This is a genomic window from Oxynema mangrovii CENA135 (assembly GCF_016632315.1).
Lineage (GTDB): Bacteria > Cyanobacteriota > Cyanobacteriia > Cyanobacteriales > Laspinemataceae > Oxynema > Oxynema aestuarii.
Map to the genome: position 1 here is coordinate 954,756 of NZ_JAEOXH010000001.1, position 9,036 is coordinate 963,791.

The window sequence follows — 9,036 nt, forward strand, 5'->3', positions numbered from 1 at the left end:
GAAAATTATCAAAATGAACGCAAATAGAGAAAAATAATGATAGCAGCAACTGATTGGGCAATTCGGGCCATAAATCTAAAAATTAGTTATGACGATCTCGCGATCGTTTCTGATTTATCCATTGACATCGAAATGGGTAAAATCACTGCGTTGATCGGCCCTAATGGATCGGGAAAAAGTACCGTTTTAAGAACCATTGCCCGCCTATTAAAGCCCGAACGCGGTCTAATTTATTTGAACGGTAAAAATATTGCAAAAATGCCAACCCAGGCGATCGCCCGCGAATTGGCAATGTTACCGCAATCCCCGGATATTCCCGCAGGAATAACCGTTTGGGAGTTAATCGGTTACGGGCGTTATCCCCATCGATCGCTGTTAGGTACTTTATCGAGACAAGACAAAATTGCGATGGAATGGGCGTTAGAAATGACTCGATTGCAATCCTTGCGCGATCGTGCAGTCGATACTTTATCGGGTGGGGAAAGACAACGGGCGTGGATTGCTTTAGCGTTAGCCCAAAAAACGGGGATTTTATTATTAGACGAACCAACAACATTTCTCGATATTCGCCATCAGTTAGATATTCTCTCTTTAGTTAAAAGTCTCAATCGAGAACAACAAATTACAGTGGTTTGGGTACTGCACGAACTCAATCAAGCCGCAGCTTATAGCGATCGCATGATTATGTTTCGTTCCGGTGAAATCATGTCAATGGGAACCCCCGCACAAGTGATGACCCCAGAAAAAATTTTAGAAGTTTTTGGAGTCAAAATGACGGTTATTCCTCATCCAGTTAATGGATTGCCAACTTGTTTTCCAATAAATTATTGATGAGGATTAAAAATTCATAAAAATCAAACATAAAACAATGTTAAAAAAAACAAGTAAATTTTTAAAACTTTTAGTCTGTTTTTTATTAGGAGTATTTATTTTTTCTTGTACGAGCGATCGCCCGCAATTAAATTTAAAAGTTAATGGCGAATATCCGAAGCGAATTGTCGCCCTAGAATGGGTTTATGTTGAAGATTTACTCACTTTAGGGATTCAACCTGTCGGCGTTGCCGATATTACAGGTTATCAGCAATTCGTACAAATCGAACCGCAACTCGCCGAGGATGTTGTCGATGTTGGAACGCGACAGGAACCGAATTTAGAAGCGATCGCCGAACTCGAACCCGATCTAATTATCGGCGTCCAATTTCGTCACGAATATATCAAAGAAACTTTATCAAAAATTGCCCCAACTTTACTCTTCAATCCTTATCCACCACCGCCACCCCAAGGAATCCGGCAATTTGACGAAATGCAAGCAACGTTTTTAAAAATTGCCGAAACGGTAGGTCAAGCAGAACGGGGTAAAGCAATTCTCAAGCAAATGCATTCAAACTTCGATCGCATCTCCCAACAGTTAAAGGGAATCGGATTGGATGACGCTAAATTTGTCCTAGGACAACTGCCCCCCATCGGTCCGGAGTTGCGATTATTTAACGAGAGTTCGATGGCGGTACAAATTTTACAAGAAATTGGCTTAAATAATTTATGGGAAGGGAATTCTAATTCATTTGGTTTTAATTCGGTATGGGTGGAGTCTTTACCTCAAATAGAAACCGCTCATTTCTTTTACATCTCTAACGAAAGTAATCCCTATCTCGAACTGCTAACTGATAATTCTGTATGGAAAAACTTAAAATTTGTCAAAGACGATCTCGTTTATCCCCTGGACGGTCAAACGTGGCTGTTTGGCGGTCCACTATCGGCAGAATTATTAGGTAAAAATGTCATCAAAAATTTAGTAAAATGATCTAACCAATTCAAATCGATCGCCTTGCTCAAACTTGATTTAGTTGCCTCGATTCACCGTGAATTATCTGTCTAAAACACTCTCGATCGCCGATTTAAAAAAAGGATCGATTGCCCCCCTTCTATCGGCAACTATCGCGATCGCGGGGGGCTTACTTTTACTGATGTTACTCGCGATCGCCCATCTCGCCCAGGGAGAGATCGAAATCGATCCGTTGACGACCCTAGGGGCTGTTTTCGCCCCCGACGGCAGTCCCAACGCCCAAATTGTGCGATCGCTGCGGTTACCACGATCGGCGATCGCGGTGATGACCGGGGCCGCCTGGGGCATGGCGGGGGTTCTGTTCCAAACGGTCACCCGCAATCCCCTGTCTTCCGCCGCCACCCTCGGCATCAATGCGGGGGCATACTTCAGTGTCACCGCCGCCTTAATCTTCGTTCCTCAGTGGTTCGAGCGATCGCCTGTCGGCGTTGCCTTAGCAGGCGGGATTTTAGCCGCCACCTTGGTTTATGCGATCGCTGCGGGAGTGCGCTTATCTCCCTTGCGTCTCACTTTGTCCGGCGTAGCCGTTTCCCTCGCCCTCGCTTCGCTGACGGCAATCTTGCAAGTTTTTTACGAAAATCAATTATCTGGGATCTTCCTGTGGGGGGCGGGTTCGTTGCGACAAACGGACTGGAGTAATGCGGCTTATGCAGCCCCTAGAATCGCTATTCCTGCACTTTTTGCTCTCGTTTTATCAAAAAATTGGGATATTTTGTTACTCGGCGACGACGTGGCGCGATCACTCGGCCAAAATTTACAAAAAACTCGCTTGATTTGTACGGCGATCGCCGTGTTTTTAGCGGCTCTTTCCGTCAGTGTGGTCGGCCCGATCGGCTTTATCGGGATCGTCGCCCCACACTTAGTTCGATTAATGGGATGCCGCTCTCACTGGACTTTACTCCCGGCTGCCGCTATTTGGGGGGCGATCGTCTTGGTCGGCGCCGATATTTGCGCGTTGCAATTCAGTGCGGGATTCGGCGAAATTCCCGTGGGAACGACGATTCCCTTGGTCGGGGCGCCGTTTTTAATTTGGTTGGTGGGTAAAAACGAGCGACTCGATCGCGGGTCCGGTCCGGCGCGCTCTTCTTCTCACGAAGGGAGAAAATATCCTTATTCCGCTCTGACCCTCGTCGCCATCGGCCTAATTTTCGTCGCCGCGATCGCCAGTTTGAGCTTGGGGACTTTATCTTCTTCGCCGAGTAAATTCCTCGCCCTCCTCGCTGGAAATGCTAGCGAACTCTACACTTGGGTCGTTTTCGAGTTGCGGTTGCCGCGCCTGGTGGTCTCCCTCCTCGCCGGATCCTCCCTAGCCGTGAGTGGCTTGCTCTTACAAAGTGTAGTGAGAAATCCGATCGCCGGGCCGGAAATCGTCGGGATTACCTCTGGGGCGGGATTGGGGGTCTGCTTCGTCTTAGTTCTCTTTCCGGGCGCCTCCGTCGAAGCCGTGGCGATCGCCGCTTTTGCAGGGGCCTTTGCCGTGTTTGCACTCGTCGGCGCGATCGCTTGGCGCAGCAACCTTTCACCCACCCGCCTCGCCCTCGTCGGAATCGCGGTTTCAGCGTTCTGCACCGCCGGAATTAACTTGCTCGTCGTCGTCGCCCAGTTGCGCGTCGCCCGGGCTTTAGTTTGGCTCGCGGGCAGCACTTACGCGCGGAATTGGGAAGATATCGCCCGCCTGAGTCCCTGGCCACTTATTTTACTGCCCCTTGCATGGGTTTTCGCGCCTTGGCTCGATCTGATGGCATTAGGCGAAGACTTGCCGCGCTTGCTGGGGATCCAGTTGCAAAAAGCCCGCGCCCTGGCGATCGCGATCTCCGTCGCCCTCGCCGCCGCCGCCGTTTCTACCGTCGGAACTATCAGTTTTGTCGGCTTGGTCGCCCCTCACATTGCGCGATTGCTGGTCGGTTCGCGTCATCGGCAACTCGTCCCCCTCGCCGCCTTGTTCGGCGCCTTACTCGTCGCCGTCGCCGACATCCTCGGTCGGATCGTGGTCGCCCCCGCCGAAATCCCTTCGGGACTGGTCACGGCGGCGATCGGAACCCCTTATTTTCTGTGGTTGTTGTGGCGATCGCGGTAGGCTAAATGACGATCGAACATTAAACAAGACCCTTGCCCTTATTGTTTTTTAGCGGCGATCGCCAGCTTCGCACCGTCAATGCGGCGAACCTTATCCATCACTGCAACAACTCGCCCGTGATCTAAAGCTTCATCTGCATTTAAAATGACCAAACTTTCTCCCTCTGTTTCGATGCGATCGCGAAGGTTTTCTTCGAGTGAGTCTAACTCGATTTCTTCCTTATCTAAACTAATCACTCCTTCCGCATCGAGAGTAATCGTCATTTTGCGCGTTTCTGCTTGTACTTGAGCGGTAGAAGCCTTGGGTAAATTGACAGGTAAACCTTCAGATTTGGATAAAAACAGAGATGAGATAATAAAATACGCCAAAATACTAAAGATGATATCAATCATCGGTACGATGTTAATTTGTGGCGAATTTTCGGGTTCATCGGGTACTCGCATAAGTTTTCTCCTGTTCTCGTTCGTAGCGATGGCGGTAGAATAATTCGAGCTGCCCTCCCGCTTCTTGAATTAAGGCCAACTCGCGCAGGTAAAAACTGCGAAACATATTGGTAAATAACAGGGTAAAAATTGCAACAACCAACCCCATTACGGTAGAAACAAGGGCTTCACCGATCCCCCCGGTAACACCTACGGTATCCGTTCCACCGACATCACCTAATTGTAACGATGAAAACGCATTTATTAAGCCCAAAATTGTACCGAGCAAGCCCAATAAAGGGGCTACATTAACAATCGTTTCAAAAACGGTATTGAACCGTTTTAAAACGGGAATTTCTGCTTGGAGTGCGCTCTCCAAAGCAAGCCGAAATTCTTCGGGATTGGGATCGTTAAGTTCGAGGGCTTCTAAGAAAATTCGGGCGATCGGTAAATCTGTATTCATCCCCAATTTACTAAAAGCAGCTTGGGGATCTTGTAAGTACGTTTGTAATGCGTCTTTTGCAACTTTACGTCCTCGTTTGCGGATACGAAACCAAAAATAGGATCGTTCGGCGACTAACGCCACCGCCACCACGGAAGCGATTAGTAAGGGCCAAGCGACTAAGCCACCAGCAGCAATGATATCAAGCATATAGTTCTCACGTAATGAAAAAAGAGGGGAGCCAGCCACTTAAGTGCTTGTGACTCTCCATTGGTAAAATTGCAAAGTTTTCTCAAAAAGCCTACGCTCAATTGAAATTACTTGTCAAGTAATTTCAGAGATTTTTTCAACCGTCTGCGATCGTCGAGAAATTTTCGATCGCCTAAATTAGCTCAAACATCGTTTTTTTAAGGGTTTTAGGCGTTTTGCAAGTCCGAGAAATAGACCGATCGCGCGATCGGCGTCTAAAATCTATTGCTAAAGAGTCTCAATAATGATAAAGATTCTAGGGTGTGATGCTATTGCTTTTCCAGTCCGGTTCGACCTCTGGGAAGTAAACCGATCGTCTTGACCCCCTCAAACACGGAGGTCAATCCGGGAAATTAAGGCGTCCGAATTGATGCGGGAGATGCTGAAACGATGAGCGTGTATGGCGTTTATTCGTCGCAACGAGAACGACAAGAAAAGCAAATCGAACGGTTTATCGGTTGGAGTTTGCTCGGTTCGATCGCCCTCCACGTGGCGATCCTACCGTTGGGATTGCAATTGTTGGCGCAAGAACCGAGGACGGTAACGGAAGAGGCGATCGAATTTATCGTCGTCGAAGAACCCGAGGTCGAGGAACCCGAGGTCGAGGAACCCGAGGTCGAGGAACCGCCCATCGAGGAACCGCCCATCGAAGAGTCCGATCGATCGCCGACTGAAGTGATAAGTGAGAACTCGCCTAGGGAATCGTTTTCGGAACCGGAAAGTACCCCCGAATCGCCGACCGAACCGACGCGACCCTTATTCGATCCTCCGAATAATTTGGATAACTTCGATCGCGCCGACCCTCCAGAAATCGCACGATCGATCTCCGAACCGCAAGAACCGCGCGAGATCGCCCCTCCGGTCACTCAATCCCCGGCGATTACGGATCCGAGTGAGGAACCCGCCATTTCCGAACCGGAAATGCCCGAAAGTGAGATTTCCGAACCGCCTTCCTCCAGCTTTGACGAACCGACATCGCCGCCGATCTCCGAACCGGAACTGTCGTCACCGCCGAACGATCCGATCGCCTCTCCCGCGATCCAAGATCCGACCGACGCGATCGAAGATTTTACAACGACAGAACCGCCAGAAATTGCCAGAAATTACGAAAATCCGGGCATAGAGAGCGATTTTGACCCCGGATCGACCGAAGCGGAATTTTACGAACCCGAAATCGCCTCCGAATCCTCAGCCCCTGCGGTACAACCGCCAATGTATAACGAACCGTCTCCGTCCGATACCTGGGACGCCAGCGAACCCAACGACCCGATCGCCTCCAACTACAACGATTACTCGACCTCCAGTAGCGACGAAACCGGATCGATGGCGCCTTTAGACGAGAGCAATCCTTATGCAGAAAGTGAAATAGGCAGTAATGCCCCGATTTCTAGCTCTTATAGCGCGCCTATCTCCGATTCCACCGGAGATTCGAGTAATTTTCTCAACGAGACGCCCAGCTACGACGACAGTAGCGGCAGTTACGACAGCTACGACGCCCCCAGCAACGACTGGGATCCCGGGGCGAGTAGTGGCTTTGACGAACCCGCGATCGCCAATTCCGGCCCAATGGGCGATCTTCCCAATTCGTCGAGTTCCGGTTCCGGTTCTGGGTCGGTCGGTTGTATCAATTGTGGCAAACCGAGTTATCCCGATATCGCCCGAGAACAAGGTTGGGAAGGAGAAGTGTTACTAAGTGTTGATGTCGATCCCAACGGCAATGTTAGCAACGTTCAACTCATCAGTTCCAGTGGTTATCCCGTACTCGATAATACAGCGATCGATCGCGCCTGGAGTTGGCAATTTGATTCTTCAGAAAATGGACAACAGGGACGCATGGTTTCCGTTCCATTTGAATTGAGATAAATTCTAGAATATTCTAGAGTTTATCAGGAAAATAATCATTAAAAAATCAATCTTCCCTCCTGTGGTGCGTGCATCCTGACTGCCTCCCAATTTCCTAAAACTAATTCCTTCAATCCTATGCTTTATTCCATTCAAAAACACACTATTCCGATCTTTCTAATTTCCACCTTATTTTTCCCAAAACTTCCCGCGATCGCCGGGTCGATAACCCTTCCCGATGGCGGTCAATGTGAAGGCGAACTACAAAACGGACAATTAGAAGGATCCGGAACTTGTAACTATGCCAACGGCGATCGCTACGAAGGCGAATTTCAAGCCGGAAAACCTCACGGTTCTGGTAAATATAGCTTTGCCCAAGGGGGCTATTACGAAGGCGAATTTCAATCGGGACAATTCCACGGCGAAGGCATTCGCGAATTTGACGGAGGAACCCGCTACGAAGGCGAATTTGAAAATGGAAAATTTCACGGACGCGGGGTGTACATCACCGCCAATGGCGGACAGTATGAAGGCGAATTTAGAGAAGGAGAACCCGTCGGCGAAGGAGTCTATACCTTTGCCAGTGGCACCCGTTGCGAAGGCGAACTGATTGACGGACAAATTACCGGGCAAGCGGTTTGTAACTATGCCAATGGCAACCGTTACGAAGGTAATTTAACCGATAGCGTTCCCGATGGCGAAGGCGTTTATATTTTTACCGATGGCGGACAGTACGAAGGCGAATTTATAGACGGAAAAATGGAAGGAGAAGGGATCCGAGAGTTTCCCAGTGGCGATCGCTACGAAGGTGAATTTATAGACGGCAAACCCCACGATCGCGGTCGCTACGAATTCAAAGACGGTGGCTATTACGAAGGTGAATTTAGAAACGGCCAATTTCACGGAACCGGAGTGCGTGAATTTGCCAATGGTAACCGTTACGAGGGTGAATTTGTCGAAGGACGACCCCAAGGGGAAGGGGTTTATACTTTTGCCAATGGCAGTGTTTACGAAGGGGAATTTCAAGACGGTAAATTTCACGGGGAAGGGGTTTATACCTTTGCCAGTGGCAACCGCTATCAAGGCGAGTTCGATCGCGGCAATTTAGAAGGAGAAGGAACCTATATTTTTGCCAACGGCGATCGCTGTCAGGGTGAAGTCAGTGGAGGGGAATTTCAAGGAAAAGCAGAATGCACCTATGCGAATGGCGATCGTTATATCGGTGGTTTTGAAAAAGGTAAAAAGCACGGTGACGGCGTTTATATCTACGCTGATGGCACTCGCATCGAGGGAACCTGGGAACGCGGCGAACTTAAAAATTAACCCGTCACCGCCCTTGTTTTAGTCTGTAAAAACTTGAATTTGAGTCTAGCTCCACTTCAGCTAGATCCTCCTCTGGAAGCGACTCCGCTTTTGCCCAGCCTACTTGCTTTTACCATTTTGATGGGTTGTTTGGATGCAAAACATCAACGTCCCAACGGAATGGATTTTCAAGAATATATTTTCTGAGAAGGGTGAGAGATTGCTCGCCGCGAATGATATGCTCGTAATAATTGCGTTGCCAAAATCTAGCGCCGATTGAATCTCGTGTGTGATTGATAAGTTTGGTGGTTTGATATTTAAAGTAAGCGATCGTTTTTCCCAGTAGAGTTTTTTGTTGGTAAAAGGGTTGAGCGATCGTATCGATGTAGAGAGAGGAAGTGAGCAAGAGAATCCCGTGAAAATGATTGGGCATGATGACCGCAGCATCGATGTCCAAGTTATCAAAATGATAGGGTAGGTGATTCCAGACCTGCCGGACAATTTCGCCATATTCGCTCAGGTGTAGGGTTTGATGAGCGATTTGACCGAGGAGACATTCACGATTCTGCACGCAAATGGTGATGAAATAAGCACCTGCCTGGTTGTAATCATAGGATTTCAGACGAATTGAACGCCGATGATGAATATGAGGGTCATATTTTCTTGGAACCATTGCGATCGCCTTTTCAGTATGGTGGATTGTAGGGATTTGGTCTCCAAGCTCCTACATTACTATTCCCCTAGATTAGCATTCCCCTGCATCACCATTCCCTTGGGAGGGCTTGGAAACCAAGCCCCTACATTACCATTCTCATGTAGGGGTTTGGTCTCCAAACCCGTCCCCAATCCCGTCCCCCAA

Annotated in this window: 8 protein-coding genes; 5 read left to right on the top strand and 3 right to left on the bottom strand. The window is 48.7% G+C overall.

Annotated elements, in window-relative coordinates; translation table 11 throughout:
- The first annotated feature begins 36 nt into the window (after window positions 1-36).
- The 3 genes from JJD41_RS03770 to JJD41_RS03780 are packed head-to-tail and all read left to right on the top strand — an operon-like array spanning window position 37 to window position 3,920.
- Window positions 37-831 carry an ABC transporter ATP-binding protein gene (locus JJD41_RS03770; RefSeq protein ID WP_168568707.1) on the top strand — a complete coding sequence of 265 codons (795 nt, stop codon included), beginning with the start codon at window positions 37-39 and terminating at the stop codon, window positions 829-831.
- A 37-nt stretch (window positions 832-868) separates the two neighbouring features.
- Window positions 869-1,801 carry an ABC transporter substrate-binding protein gene (locus JJD41_RS03775; protein WP_200664780.1) on the top strand — a complete coding sequence of 311 codons (933 nt, stop codon included), beginning with the start codon at window positions 869-871 and terminating at the stop codon, window positions 1,799-1,801.
- Between the two features lie 58 nt (window positions 1,802-1,859).
- Window positions 1,860-3,920 (top strand): iron ABC transporter permease, encoded by a 2,061-nt coding sequence (locus JJD41_RS03780; RefSeq protein WP_200664781.1) that lies wholly within the window; start codon window positions 1,860-1,862, stop codon window positions 3,918-3,920.
- A 38-nt stretch (window positions 3,921-3,958) separates the two neighbouring features.
- On the opposite strand, the gene JJD41_RS03785 is transcribed toward JJD41_RS03780, so the two are convergent.
- The gene (locus JJD41_RS03785) at window positions 3,959-4,363 is read right to left on the bottom strand and encodes an ExbD/TolR family protein (protein ID WP_200664782.1); all 405 of its coding nucleotides are present in this window, start codon (window positions 4,361-4,363) and stop codon (window positions 3,959-3,961) included.
- The gene (locus tag JJD41_RS03790) at window positions 4,347-4,994 is read right to left on the bottom strand and encodes a MotA/TolQ/ExbB proton channel family protein (protein ID WP_200664783.1); all 648 of its coding nucleotides are present in this window, start codon (window positions 4,992-4,994) and stop codon (window positions 4,347-4,349) included. Before JJD41_RS03790 ends, JJD41_RS03785 begins: the two co-directional genes overlap by 17 nt.
- A gap of 429 nt (window positions 4,995-5,423) precedes the next feature.
- Here JJD41_RS03790 and JJD41_RS03795 point away from each other — a divergent pair, with 429 nt between their 5' ends.
- Both JJD41_RS03795 and JJD41_RS03800 read left to right on the top strand, forming a co-directional pair.
- On the top strand, window positions 5,424-6,896 hold the full coding sequence (locus JJD41_RS03795) for an energy transducer TonB (RefSeq protein ID WP_200664784.1): 1,473 nt from the start codon (window positions 5,424-5,426) through the stop codon (window positions 6,894-6,896).
- Between the two features lie 117 nt (window positions 6,897-7,013).
- A complete protein-coding gene (locus JJD41_RS03800) occupies window positions 7,014-8,198 on the top strand; it encodes an MORN repeat-containing protein (RefSeq protein WP_200664785.1) in 1,185 nt (394 codons plus the stop codon).
- Window positions 8,199-8,307: 109 nt separating this feature from the next.
- Here the strand turns inward: JJD41_RS03800 and JJD41_RS03805 are convergent, their stop codons facing one another.
- Window positions 8,308-8,850: a transposase gene (locus JJD41_RS03805; RefSeq protein ID WP_200664786.1), complete on the bottom strand. Its 543-nt coding sequence runs from the start codon at window positions 8,848-8,850 to the stop codon at window positions 8,308-8,310.
- Window positions 8,851-9,036: the final 186 nt, after the last annotated feature.